This window comes from Methylobacillus sp. DLP286 (assembly GCF_056636515.1).
Genome location: NZ_CM153145.1, coordinates 1936729 through 1948903 on the forward strand (window position 1 = coordinate 1936729; position 12175 = coordinate 1948903).

Genomic DNA, 12175 nt, shown 5'->3' on the forward strand with positions numbered 1-12175 from the left:
GTGAACGAGGAACAATCGAAGGTCTTTTCCTCGCTATCCAGTTTGTGGACGCTTTTACGCCAACAATGGCTTGAAGTCGGCCTTTCCAGCCTGTTGATCAACAGCGGCCAGATCCTGCTGCCGCTGTTCTCCATGCTGGTGTACGACAAGATCGTCAGCAACGGCGTATTCGAGACGTTATGGGCGCTGGTGATCGGCATGCTGATCTTCATCGCGCTGGACGTGGGCATGCGCGTGACCCGCAACTGGACGGTGGAACGGGTTGCGGCGGATATGGCGCGCAAGACGGATGAAGGGCTGTGGCACAAGCTGCTCGCGGACCGCGACATGCCGGCGGGCGGCGTCGCGACGTTCCTGGCGCATTACCGCGACCTGACCAATGCGCTCAATTTTGTTTCCTCCACTTATTTACTCGCGATTGCCGACCTGCCGTTCTACCTGCTCTACATGCTGGTGATCGGCTTCATTGCCTGGCCGATCATGATCCTGGTCGGCGTGCTGACCTTGGTTTACGCCGGCATCGGTTATCTCGTGCAACGCCAGACATTGCGCCTCAACCGCGATGCCGAACAGATATCCACTCAGCGCATGGCCTATATCGGCGAAGTCTTGCAAGGGATGGAGGTGGTGCGCACGGTTCCGGGCGTCACAGGTTTGCTGCAGGGCTGGCGCACGCAATCCGAAAAGGTCAGCGACCTGGAAGCGGCGCGCAGGCTTTCCGCCAGCCACAGCAACACGCTTTCCGCCGGCATGATGACGTTCACCACCGTCGCCGTGTTGACGCTTGGCGCCTACCTGATCGAGGCGCGCATGCTGTCCGTGGGCGGCCTCATCGCCTGCTCGTTGCTGGCAGCGCGCGCCATGATGCTGGTCACGTCGCTGTACCTGGTGTTGGGCAAATGGGAAGACTTCGCCCGCTCCGCCAAACGCATGGACGCCTTGCTGGAATCCGGCAAGGCCGCGCATGGGGTCAGCCATGGCATCGAACAATCCGCCCCGCATGCTTCATTCAAGGTCAGCAAGCCGGAGGCGAGGGGCGACATCACACTGCTGCGCTTAAGCAAGCGCTATCCCGACCGCCCTGCCGCGCTGGACAACGTCACGCTCAATATCGCCGCAGGCGAGAAAATCGGCCTGCTGGGGCGTCCGGGCGCAGGCAAGAGCACTTTGCTCAAGCTGATCGCCGGCCTGAGCATCGCGGATGAAGGCGAAGTGTTGATCGACGGCTACGAATTGCATGCCATCTCTCCCGCAGACCGTGCGCGTTGGCTGGCTTACAAGCCGCAGGAACCCGTGCTGTTTGCAGGCACGCTGGAAGCTAACTTGCTATTGGCGGGCAGCAAACCGCACAGCGAACGCATGGAGCGCGCGCTGTGGGCCTCCGGCCTGGAAGAAGAACTCAAGCAAGGCCGCCTCACCCTCACCATGGCGCTTGCCGACCGCGGCAGCAACCTCTCTGGCGGGCAACGCCAAAAGGTCGCCCTCGCGCGCGCTTTCGCCCAGAGCAGCAACATCCTGCTGCTCGACGAACCCAGCCTGGGGCTGGATCCGGAAGGCGAACAGCTTCTGGCGCAACGCCTGCCGCAGGTAGTGGGCAACGGCAACCTGATCATGATCAGCCATAGCGCCGCCATGATGTCGGCGGTTCAGCGCATCATTGCCCTGGACGGTGGCAAGGTTGCCGCCGACGGGCCGAAAGAGAAACTGCTGCGTTCCGCTTGAACCCCACCATCATCCACGCCTAAAAGCAGCACCTGTACCATAATGCGGGAAATGGCAAGAAGCCGAACCAAGCCTCAGCCATTAGAAACCGTTCAGCTTGAAAAACGATTGCGTTTCCAGCCGCCCCATCTTCATTTTCAACATTTTTGTTCCATTAACAGGTCGTTATCATGAAAAATGATCCATTAATGAAACAAAATCCTTGCCTGCACCAGCAAATAAGACCACAATACTTTGCCGAATAACGCATACGGAACTTATACCGTTAACCATTAGCACAGCCGCCACTATGGTAAAACCCTCCTCCCGAGCATATTCCCGTCCCAGCCAAGATGCAGCGCGACTGCTCGGCCTGATGATCCGCAATGCGCGGATCGAACGTGGATGGACCATAGAAGAATTGGCAGAGCGCGCTGGCGTATCCCGCGGCTTGGTTTACCGCGCGGAAGAAGGTGATATGGGATGCGGAATTGGCAGCGTGTTTGAGCTTGCCACCATCGTAGGCGTTCCTCTTTTCAGCGCAGATCAGTCTACAGTGGGATTGCATATAGCTAACGCGGAGAAAACACTTTCCCTGCTGCCTCGCGCCGTCCGACCTTCCAAAAAGGTGGTGAAGGATGATTTCTAGAAAAGTAGCTGACGAAGCCTATGTATGGATCTGGCTGCCTGGCGCCACACAACCGGTGGTAGCGGGCCTGCTCAGCCGCGACAAAGACCAGTTGCTTTTCAATTATGGCCGCAGCTACCTGGAGAGAAGGGATGCCGTTCCCCTCTACGAGCCCGAGCTGCCACTGGTGCGCGGAATCATTCCCCCCAAGACAGGCCTGAAGCTGGCAAGCGCGCTACGCGATGCAGCGCCTGACGCATGGGGCCGGCGGGTTATCCTAAACCGGCTGGCGGGTACCAAGGGTAAGAATGCGGATATCGGCGCGTTGGATGAGTTGACTTACCTGCTTGAATCCGGCTCGGACAGGATCGGCGGTCTCGATTTCCAGGCGTCGCCAACAGAATATGTGCCGCGCACCGGCCAGGCAGCCTCGCTTGATGATCTGATGCATGCGGCAGAAATGGTAGAAAACGGCGTGCCGCTTAGCCCCGAATTGGAACAGGCGCTGTTTCATGGGAGTTCGCTGGGAGGCGCACGGCCGAAAGCGATGATTGAGGACGAAGACCGCAAGTTCATCGCAAAATTCTCGTCCTCGACGGACACTTACAATGTGGTAAAAGCTGAATACATCGCCATGCGGCTCGCCGCAGAGACTGGCTTGCACGTAGCGCCGGTACAGCTACGCCATACGGCAGGCAAGGACGTCATCCTGATTGAACGGTTCGACCGCTTGAAAGCTGGCAATAGCGGCTGGCAGCGGCGACTCATGGTCTCGGCACTGACGCTGTTTGGCCTTGATGAGATGATGGCACGATATGCCAGTTACGAAGAGTTTTCGGATATTATCCGCCAACGCTTCGATAAGCCCAGCGCGACGCTACACGAATTGTTTTCCCGCCTGGTTTTCAACATCATCTGCGGCAACACCGACGATCACGCCAGGAACCATGCTGCATTCTGGGATGGCAAGACGCTGAAGCTGACGCCTGCCTACGATATCTGTCCGCAATACCGGACAGGCCGGGAGGCCACGCAGGCAATGCTGATCATCGGCGAAAACCGGATGAGCAATCTTGCCGTATGCCTGCAAGCAGCGCCAAGATTTCAGCTGAAGACAGCCGAGGCCGTTGAGATCATCCGACATCAGCTCAACATAGTACATACACGCTGGACAAGCATTTGCGACGAAGCGGCGTTGAGTAAAGTGGATCGCCAGCTGTTCCAAGGCAGGATGTTTCTTAACCCGTTTATTTTTGAAGGATCGCCGGAGGCCATATTGAGGCTGGCAGAAATCTATGCCTAACCCTCAATACGAGAAACCAAAAAGCCAGCAATCGCTGGCTTTTTTATTTTGGGTGTTTCCTACTTTTGCAATGCTCTCTGGATTTTCTGGTCGGTTTTATATTCGCTCAGCGCATACACGGACCAGATTGCCGCTGGCAGCCAGCCGATGATGGTGATTTGCAGGATCAGGCAGATGATGCCCGCAATCGGACGGCCAATCGTGAAGAACTGCAGCCAAGGCAGGAAAATGGCAAGAATCAGGCGCATTTCAATCTCCTCTTTGTCTTTTGAACTTGTTGCGACAGTTTAGCCCAGAATCTTTTCCAGGGCGAACAGTTGCGCGATGGTCTCGCGCTCGCGGATCAGGTGAACTTTGTCGCCATCCACCATGATTTCGGCAGCGCGGGGGCGGGTGTTGTAGTTGGAACTCATGCTCATGCCGTAGGCACCGGCGGACAACACCGCAAGCAAGTCGCCTTGCTGCAATGCCAGCCTGCGGTCATGGCCGAGAAAATCGCCGCTTTCGCAAACCGGGCCAACAATCTCGTAAACCTGGGCGGCAGTTTGGTCTTCAGCAGGCTCGACCGCCGCGATCTCATGATAGGCATCGTAGAGCGCCGGGCGCATGAGGTCGTTCATGGCGGCATCCACAATGGCAAAGTTCTTGGCTTCGGTATGCTTGAGGTATTCCACCTTGGTAATCAACGCACCGGCATTCCCCACCAAGGCACGCCCAGGCTCGAACACCAGCTTGACCTTGCGGTCGCCCAGCTTTTGCAGCATGGCGGCGGCGTACGCTGCAAAATCAGGCGGCGTCTCGTCGGCATAGCATATGCCGATACCGCCGCCGAGATCGATATGCTCAACCCTGATGCCTTCGGCTTCCAGCTGGTCCACCAGCGCCAATACCCGGTCGAACGCATCCAGGAACGGCGACAGCTCGGTCAATTGCGAGCCGATATGGCAATCCACGCCATGCACGGCAATATTGGGCAAGCTGGCTGCATGCTTGTACAGGCTGAAGGCATCCTCATACGCAACCCCGAACTTGTTGTTCTTGAGCCCGGTGGAAATGTAGGGGTGCGTCTTGGCGTCCACGTTGGGGTTGACGCGCAATGAAACCGGCGCCGTCTTGCCCAAACGGGCAGCAACGTCATTGAGCCGGTCCAGCTCGCTGGCGGATTCCACATTGAAGCAGAAAATCCCCGCATCCAATGCCGCCTGCATTTCCGCTTCGGTCTTGCCCACGCCGGAGAACACCACCTTGGCAGGGTCGCCGCCCGCAGCCAGCACCCGCGCCAGTTCGCCGCCAGAGACAATGTCAAAGCCAGCGCCCAGGCGGGCGAACAGGTTGAGCACCGCCAGGCTGGGGTTGGACTTCACCGCGAAGCAGACGAGGTGGTCCGTGCCTGCGAACCCCGCCGCAAAACGGGTATAGGCGTTTTCCAGCGCGGCGCGGGAATAGACGTAGCTCGGCGTGCCGAACTCTTCGGCAACACGAGTCAACGGCACGTTTTCGGCATGCAGGATGCCATTCTTCAACTGAAATGGATTCACGGACAACTCATCGGGAAGGTTGTTGTTGCGGCTGCGGTTCCTGCGGGTACTGTTTTTCCGGGATATAAAGGTCGCCCTTGGTGCCGCATGCGGCCAAGGTCAGGCTTGCAATCAGGATCAGGAAGCAGAAGCGCATATTGTTTGGATTCAAAGAGATTATTTTAACACAAGGCTATCGCGGCTTCGGCAATGCCATCAGGGCACTTCCGCGTAGCGCATGCGCGATTCGATGATACCCGCCTTGCGGATCAGGCCTCGCGCTTCACGATGCTTGTCGTAATAGCGCGGATTCGGGATCATCGCCGCCAACTTGGCGGCCTGGGCGGCGCTCAGGCTGGCGGCGCTAGTCTTGTAGTAATGCCGCGCGGCAGCCTCGGCGCCGAACACGCCATTGCCCCACTCGATCACATTGAGGTAAATCTCGAAAATCCTGCGCTTGCTCATCATGCGCTCCAGCATCCAGGTGATCGCGGCCTCTTCCAGCTTGCGCCAGGGCGTGCGCCCGGTGGAAAGGAACAGGTTCTTGGCAAGCTGCTGGCTGATGGTGGAGCCGCCCGCGACGATCTTGCCTTTTTGCCAGTTCTTTTCATACGCCTTCTGGATGCCGTCCCAATCAAACCCCTCATGGCCAACAAACTTGGCGTCCTCGGACGCAATCACCGCGCGCTTGAGGTTGCGGGAAATCTTCTGATACTCCACCCACTGGTGCTTGAGCGTCGCGTCGGGATTATCTTGGCGCAACGTCGCCAAGCTGGTGCGCATGAAAGCGCTGCTTGAGGGATTATGCTCCGCCCACCAGAGGATATGCATGAATATCCAAAGCTGGTACAGCACCACCAGCACCAGAGCCAGCAGCAACCCGCGCCACAACAACCGCCTGATCATGATGCGCGCAATGCGGCAATCACGGATGCGGTATCCGGCCGCACCTGGCGCCAGATATAAAAGGCTTCTGCCGCCTGCTCCACCAGCATGCCCAGCCCATCGGCAATTTTCTGCACGCCCTCTTCACGCGCATACTGCATGAAAGGCGTTTCACGTCCATACATCATGTCGTACGCCAAGGCATCAGCGGCAAACAGTCCTGACGGCAACGGCAGCCGCTCGTTGCTCAAGCCGCTGGAAGTCGCATTGATCACGACATCGAACGCCTTGCCGGCCAAGGCGTCGAAACTGCATGCTTCCAGCTCAGCATCAACAGGCCTGGCACGCGCTGCCATCGCCTCGGCCTTTTTCACGCTGCGGTTGGCAATGCACAGCAATGCAGGAGATGCTTGCAGCAACGGCCCCAACACGCCTTCCGCGGCGCCTCCCGCTCCCAACAGCAATACACGCTTGCCTGCCAGGGAAAATTCCAGGTTTTGCAGGATGTCGCGCACCAACCCGACACCATCCGTATTGTCACCATGGATGCCGCCATTCTTGAAGCTCAGCGTATTCACCGCGCCTGCATCACGCGCTCGTTCGCTCAATTCGGTTGCCAATGAATAGGCCTCGAACTTGAAAGGCACGGTGACATTGGCCCCGCAATAGCCCTGCGCCTGCAAACCGGCCACAGTGGCAACAAACCCGTCCAGGGGCGCCTGCACCTTGCCGTATTCGATCTGCTGTCCCGTCTGCTGCGCGAATGCGGCATGGATCAAAGGGGACTTACTATGCTCCACCGGGTGGCCGATCACGGCATAACGATCCATGCAAATCCTCAGGCGTTGGTCCAGGGCAGGCCGGCAGCCTTCCAGCCGTTGATACTGCCGCGCTGCTTGGTGTCCGGCGTGGACTCGCCTTCAAAACCTTCGAGCACGTTGTAGGCCTCGGCATATCCGGCCTGGGCGGCCAAGACGGCTGCGTTATGGGAACGCCCGCCGGTACGGCAGAGGAACATCACCAACGCCTCGTGATCGACCTGCTTGTCCAATTGGGACAGGAAATCCGGATTAGCCACCATTCCAGGATAAAACGCCCATTCGATGTGCGTCGCATTGGGCACGCGGCCCACCAGTTCAAGCTCCGCTTTGGTGCGCACATCCACCAGCTTGGCCGAAGGGGCCAGCTCCAGGACCTTCTGCGCCTCCCGTGGCGTCAATGCTCCGGCATAGGGAAGCCCGTGCTGCTCGGCACGCTGTTTTGCATTCAGCAAAATGGCATTCAACGTTTCCATTGCTCTCTCCTTTACCCTCTCAGAAATGCGGAGTATAGCGTTAAATTTTGCCACAATCTTCAATGCACATTAATGGTGCACAAAACCGAGTGAACGCAATATTTTGGTGCACACATAGCGTTTCTCTTTTATAACCTTATGTGTAAAAATGGGAATTTGCGCGAATTCAATGGCACAGTTCCTGCTTCACCTTAGTGTCAAGCATAGTGCTTAATTAACTTCTTAATCCAAAAAGAGCTAGGAGAATCAAATGGCGGTGGCCGACGTATTAAAGCTTGTGAAGGAAAACGACATCAAGTTTGTCGATTTTCGCTTTACTGACACCAAGGGCAAGGAACAGCACGTGACCGTGCCGATTTCCGCATTCGACGAAGACAAGTTTACTGAAGGCCACGCTTTCGACGGGTCTTCCATTGCAGGCTGGAAGGGCATCCAGGCATCCGACATGCTCCTGATCCCTGATCCAGAGACTGCCAACATCGACCCTTTCATGGACGAGCCCACCCTGTTCCTCACCTGTGACGTCGTGGACCCTACCGACGGCAAAGGTTATGACCGTTGCCCGCGCAGCATCGCCAAGCGCGCTGAAGCTTATCTGAAGTCCAGCGGCATCGGTGATGCGGCCTTCTTCGGCCCAGAGCCAGAATTCTTCATTTTCGACTCCATCAACTGGTCCGTGGACATGAGCGGCAGCTCGGTCAAGATCAACTCCGAAGAGGCCGCATGGGCTTCTAACGAGAAGTTCGAAGGCGGCAACACCGGCCACCGTCCAGGCGTCAAGGGCGGCTATTTCCCCGTTCCCCCAATCGACTCCCTGCACGACATCCGCTCCGCCATGGTAGTAGCCCTGGAAGAGCTGGGTGTGCCTGTCGAAGTTCACCACCACGAAGTCGCAACCGCCGGCCAATGTGAGATCGGCACCAAGTTCAGCACCCTGGTTCAACGCGCCGACTGGACCCAGATCCTCAAGTACGTCGTATTGAACACGGCACATGCATACGGCAAAACAGCCACCTTCATGCCCAAGCCTATCTTCGGCGACAACGGTTCCGGCATGCACGTACACCAATCCGTATGGAAAGACGGCAAGAACCTGTTTGCAGGCAACGGTTATGCCGGCCTGAGCGAATTTGCGCTCTACTATATCGGCGGCATCATCAAGCACGCGCGCGCGCTGAACGCCATCACCAATCCAGGCACCAACTCCTACAAGCGCCTGGTTCCCGGTTTCGAAGCCCCCGTGAAACTGGCTTACTCCGCGAAGAACCGCTCCGCGTCCATCCGTGTTCCTTTCGTGCAATCCGACAAGGCGCGCCGTATCGAAGCCCGCTTCCCTGACCCAACCGCCAACCCATACCTGGCATTCAGCGCATTGCTGATGGCTGGTCTGGACGGCGTGCAGAACAAGATCCACCCTGGCGAGCCTGCCACCAAGGATCTTTACCACTTGCCGCCAGAAGAAGATGCAGCGATCCCAACTGTCGCCTCCTCCCTGGAACAAGCGCTGGAAGCCCTGGACAAGGATCGCGAGTTCCTGACCCGCGGCGGCGTGTTCTCCGACGACTGGATCAATGCCTACATCGACCTGAAGATGGAAGAAGTGACCAAGCTGCGCCAGACTCCGCACCCGGTCGAGTTCAGCCTGTACTACAGCGTTTAATCAGCGCATTGCATAAAAAAAGCGGGTTTCCCCGCTTTTTTTATGCCTGGAATACGCCTCGGCGGCAATTGCCTGCACCAGACTTCTGCTCTACACTGAATCTCATGAAAAGAATTCGCCTGTCCCTTTTTACTTGGCTTGCATATGCATTCACCTGTAGCAGCGCCCATGCCGAAATCTATAAAAGCGTCGACGAGAACGGCCATGTCACCTACTCCAACGTCCCCAGCAAAGGGGCGATCAAGCTGGAGATAGACCCGCCGCCTCCAGCGACAACGGCAGCCCCCAAACCCAAGACCCAGGCTACGCCCAGCAATTTCCCGCGGGTAGACAGCCAGACGCAGAAAAAGCGCGACGACCAGCGCAAGAAAATCCTGCTCGAGGAACTGGAAGCAGAAAAAGCGGCTCTGGAAGAAGCCAAGAAAGCCTATGCCGAAGGCGAGTCCAAGCCTGAGGTATACCGTGGCGCCAACGGAAAAACCTATCGCAACGTCGCAAAATTTGAGGAAAAAATGCAGCGATTGCAGGCCGACGTCGATGCACACGAGCGCAATGTGCAGCTTCTGCAAAAAGAGCTGGAAGCTTTTAAATAAAAGGCTTCTGCTCTGCTGAAGCAACTGGCCTGGCTTTTGCTTAAGAGAAGCCATGGAACATAAAATCCCCCCCTCATTCGCAGGATTGGAACATCTATCCACTGCGGTCATCCTGCTCGATAAGCAACGTCGCGTCGTATATGCCAATCCCGGTGCCGAGGTATTATTTGCCATCAGCGCCAAGCAGATCGCAGGCTTGCCCGTCTCACAGGTATTTCCCGGCTGCGACATCCTCGACTCCGCCATGGAACATGCGATCAAGCACCACAGCCCGTTCCGCGAGCACGAGTTCCCGATCACCACGCTGCGTCAGCAATCTTTCGCCGTCACCTGTACCGTGACGCCGGTGGAACTGGCTCCCGCCTGCCTGGTCCTGGAATTCCAGCATATGGATCAACAGCTGCGCATTGCGCGCGAAGAGCGCATGCTCATCCAGCAACAAGCCAATGCCGAGCTATTGCGCAACCTGGCCCATGAAATCCGCAATCCGCTAGGCGGGCTGCGCGGCGCGGCGCAATTGCTGGAGCATGAATTGCCGCAAGTCGGCCTGCGCGAATACACCCAGGTCATCATCAAGGAAGCCGACCGGCTGCAATTGCTGATGGACAGGCTGTTGGTGCCGCACCGCGTACCGAAGTACGAACCTACCAATATCCACGAAGTACTGGAGCGCGTGCGCAGCCTGTTGCTGGCCGAATCTCCGCGCGGCATACACATCCGCAGGGATTACGACACCAGCCTGCCCGAGTTGATCGGGGATCGCGAGAAACTCATCCAGGCCGTATTGAACATTGCCCGTAATGCGGTGCAGGCCATGCAGAACAACCCTGGAGCAGAAACGCCGGAGATCATCCTGCGCACCCGTGCCGCCCGCCAAGTCACCTTGGCAAAGAAACGCTACCGGGTCGCCATCAAGCTGCAGATCATCGATAACGGCCCCGGCATCCCGCCTGATATCCGTGAGCGTATTTTCTACCCACTGGTGTCAGGCCACGATGGCGGCACCGGGCTCGGCCTGACCCTGGCCCAGACCTTCATTACCCAGCACCACGGCATGATCGAGTGTGAGAGCGAGCCAGGCCACACCAGCTTCACCATATTGCTGCCCATTGAAAGCACGGCGATGAAGTCTTACATTGCAAGACAATAACGCGTGCACAAGAACAATTACTTCTAATAAAAGACAGACTACACAGGTAACCATCATGAAACCAATCTGGATCATAGACGACGACAAATCCATACGCTGGGTATTTGAAAAGGCCCTGGCACGCACCGATATGGATTTCAAGACCTTCGCATCCGTACCGGAAGCCTTGAACGCCCTCAACAGGGAAGAACCGCAAGTCATTGTCAGCGACATCCGCATGCCTAACGGCTCCGGCCTGGATTTCCTCCACGAAGTGAAGCAAAAACACCCGGACATTCCCGTCATCATCATGACGGCTTACTCCGACCTTGAAAGCGCGGTTGCCGCCTTCCAAGGCGGCGCTTTCGAATACCTTGCCAAGCCTTTCGACGTGGACCAGGCCATCGAAATCATCCGCCGCGCCGTAGATGAGAGCATGCGCCAGGCCACGGAAGTCGTGATTCAAGAAGAGACACCGGAAATTATCGGCCAGGCGCCTGCCATGCAGGAGGTCTTCCGTGCCATCGGCCGCCTGAGCCGCTCGCACTCCACAGTATTGATCAATGGCGAATCCGGCACCGGCAAGGAGTTGGTGGCAAGCGCGCTGCACCGCCACAGCCCGCGTTTCGACAAGCCATTCATCGCCATCAATACCGCAGCCATCCCCAAGGATCTGCTCGAGTCCGAATTGTTCGGCCATGAACGCGGCGCATTTACCGGAGCGCAAGCCGCAAGGCGCGGACGCTTCGAGCAAGCCGACGGCGGCACCTTGTTCCTCGACGAAATCGGCGACATGCCTTCCGACCTACAGACGCGCTTGTTGCGCGTGCTATGCGACGGCCAGTTCTACCGCGTAGGCGGCCACCAGCCAGTCAAGGTCAATGTGCGCATCATTGCCGCGACACACCAAGACTTGGAAGAAAGGGTCAAGCTCGGGCTGTTCCGCGAGGATTTGTTCCACCGCCTCAACGTCATCCGCCTGCGCCTGCCGCCGTTGCGCGAACGCCGCGAAGACATCCCGTTGCTGGTCAAGCATTTTCTGCAACATAGCGCCCGCGAGCTGGGCGTCGAAGCCAAGCAGCCATCCACCGCGGCCCTGCGTTATCTCGGCACGCTGAGCTGGAGCGGCAACGTGCGCCAACTGGAAAACGTATGCCACTGGCTCACCGTCATGGCGCCGGGCCAAAACATCGACATCGCCGACCTGCCGCCTGAACTCAAGGAAGATGCCGCCAAACCCGCCAGCGCCACCTCTTGGCAGAATGCCCTCGCATCCGAGGTCACGGATGCCCTCAACCGCGGCGAACACGATATCCTCGATAGCCGTACCCAGCAATTCGAGCGCATCCTGATCACCAAGGCACTACAACATACGGGAGGACGCCGTATCGAAGCCGCTACGCAACTGGGGATGGGCCGCAATACGCTGACACGCAAGATTCAGGAACTGGGGATAGACGAATAA

The 12175-nt window shown here is 57.7% G+C and carries 13 protein-coding genes; 7 read left to right on the top strand and 6 right to left on the bottom strand.

The window, feature by feature from the left end; all coding sequences use genetic code 11:
- From ACWXTG_RS09305 to ACWXTG_RS09315, 3 genes are all read left to right on the top strand, one after another.
- Positions 1-1722 (top strand): peptidase domain-containing ABC transporter, encoded by a 1722-nt coding sequence (locus tag ACWXTG_RS09305; RefSeq protein WP_480219690.1) that lies wholly within the window; start codon positions 1-3, stop codon positions 1720-1722.
- A 289-nt stretch (positions 1723-2011) separates the two neighbouring features.
- Positions 2012-2350, top strand: coding sequence for a helix-turn-helix domain-containing protein (locus ACWXTG_RS09310; protein WP_480219691.1), 339 nt, complete (start codon positions 2012-2014; stop codon positions 2348-2350).
- Positions 2340-3632 (top strand): type II toxin-antitoxin system HipA family toxin, encoded by a 1293-nt coding sequence (locus ACWXTG_RS09315; RefSeq protein WP_480219692.1) that lies wholly within the window; start codon positions 2340-2342, stop codon positions 3630-3632. The genes ACWXTG_RS09310 and ACWXTG_RS09315 overlap by 11 nt, the downstream gene beginning before the upstream one ends.
- A gap of 59 nt (positions 3633-3691) precedes the next feature.
- Here the strand turns inward: ACWXTG_RS09315 and ACWXTG_RS09320 are convergent, their stop codons facing one another.
- Genes ACWXTG_RS09320 through ACWXTG_RS09345 form a run of 6 tightly spaced genes read right to left on the bottom strand, consistent with a single transcriptional unit; the run spans position 3692 to position 7328 of the window.
- Complete coding sequence (locus ACWXTG_RS09320; protein WP_230348638.1) at positions 3692-3880, bottom strand: YqaE/Pmp3 family membrane protein; 189 nt, start codon at positions 3878-3880, stop codon at positions 3692-3694.
- A gap of 39 nt (positions 3881-3919) precedes the next feature.
- Positions 3920-5170, bottom strand: coding sequence for a diaminopimelate decarboxylase (lysA, locus tag ACWXTG_RS09325; RefSeq protein WP_480219693.1), 1251 nt, complete (start codon positions 5168-5170; stop codon positions 3920-3922).
- A 7-nt stretch (positions 5171-5177) separates the two neighbouring features.
- Positions 5178-5321, bottom strand: a complete 144-nt coding sequence (gene lptM, locus ACWXTG_RS09330) for an LPS translocon maturation chaperone LptM (RefSeq protein ID WP_480219694.1) — start codon at positions 5319-5321, stop codon at positions 5178-5180.
- 44 nt (positions 5322-5365) lie between these two features.
- A complete protein-coding gene (mtgA, locus tag ACWXTG_RS09335; RefSeq protein WP_480219695.1) occupies positions 5366-6055 on the bottom strand; it encodes a monofunctional biosynthetic peptidoglycan transglycosylase in 690 nt (229 codons plus the stop codon).
- Positions 6052-6864 carry a shikimate dehydrogenase gene (aroE, locus tag ACWXTG_RS09340; RefSeq protein ID WP_480219696.1) on the bottom strand — a complete coding sequence of 271 codons (813 nt, stop codon included), beginning with the start codon at positions 6862-6864 and terminating at the stop codon, positions 6052-6054. Before aroE ends, mtgA begins: the two co-directional genes overlap by 4 nt.
- 8 nt (positions 6865-6872) lie before the next feature.
- Positions 6873-7328: a rhodanese-like domain-containing protein gene (locus ACWXTG_RS09345; RefSeq protein WP_407996128.1), complete on the bottom strand. Its 456-nt coding sequence runs from the start codon at positions 7326-7328 to the stop codon at positions 6873-6875.
- Between the two features lie 250 nt (positions 7329-7578).
- On the opposite strand from ACWXTG_RS09345, the gene glnA reads away from it, so the two are divergent.
- The 4 genes from glnA to ntrC all read left to right on the top strand — a co-directional run bounded on the left by glnA (position 7579) and on the right by ntrC (position 12175).
- Positions 7579-8988 carry a type I glutamate--ammonia ligase gene (glnA, locus tag ACWXTG_RS09350; RefSeq protein WP_309565695.1) on the top strand — a complete coding sequence of 470 codons (1410 nt, stop codon included), beginning with the start codon at positions 7579-7581 and terminating at the stop codon, positions 8986-8988.
- Positions 8989-9092: 104 nt separating this feature from the next.
- Complete coding sequence (locus ACWXTG_RS09355) at positions 9093-9581, top strand: DUF4124 domain-containing protein (RefSeq protein ID WP_480219697.1); 489 nt, start codon at positions 9093-9095, stop codon at positions 9579-9581.
- A 52-nt stretch (positions 9582-9633) separates the two neighbouring features.
- Positions 9634-10731 carry a nitrogen regulation protein NR(II) gene (glnL, locus tag ACWXTG_RS09360; RefSeq protein WP_309565697.1) on the top strand — a complete coding sequence of 366 codons (1098 nt, stop codon included), beginning with the start codon at positions 9634-9636 and terminating at the stop codon, positions 10729-10731.
- A 55-nt stretch (positions 10732-10786) separates the two neighbouring features.
- Positions 10787-12175: a nitrogen regulation protein NR(I) gene (ntrC, locus tag ACWXTG_RS09365; protein WP_287110050.1), complete on the top strand. Its 1389-nt coding sequence runs from the start codon at positions 10787-10789 to the stop codon at positions 12173-12175.